Source organism: Allobaculum fili (genome assembly GCF_020969955.1).
GTDB lineage: Bacteria > Bacillota_I > Bacilli_A > Erysipelotrichales > Erysipelotrichaceae > Allobaculum > Allobaculum fili.
In genome coordinates, this window is the sequence record NZ_JAHDSX010000126.1 from 1 (window position 1) to 355 (window position 355).

General features: G+C 47.0%; 2 rRNA genes. Both read left to right on the forward strand.

Going from position 1 to position 355, the window contains the following annotated elements:
- Nucleotides 1-92, forward strand: a 23S ribosomal RNA gene (locus Afil_RS10795); the annotation flags it as partial.
- Between the two features lie 113 nt (nucleotides 93-205).
- Nucleotides 206-312: ribosomal RNA gene (rrf, locus tag Afil_RS10800) — 5S ribosomal RNA — on the forward strand.
- Nucleotides 313-355: the final 43 nt, after the last annotated feature.

A 355-nucleotide genomic window follows, 5' to 3' on the forward strand; every position in this document is an offset into this window, starting at 1 on the left:
GACCCCTTGAAGACGACAAGGCGATAGGCTGGAGATGGAAGCGAAGCGATTCGCGGAGTTGGCCAGTACTAATCGGTCGAAAGCTTAATCTAAGATTCGAGAAAGCTATACGCAAGAAGCCACTACGGAAACCAACGATCGCGTTAGATCGTTATATTGGAAGACTGATGTTTGTTTTTGGAAGATCCATTCGAAAAATCTAATGTATGGTGGCGATAGCCTGCAGGCTACACCCGGAAACATATCGAACCCGGCCGTTAAGCTGCAGAACGCCGACAATAGCCGCAAGGCAAAGATAGGAAGCTGCCAGACAAAATGAAATCCCCGAAGGATAAAGGAGAGATCCAATATCTTT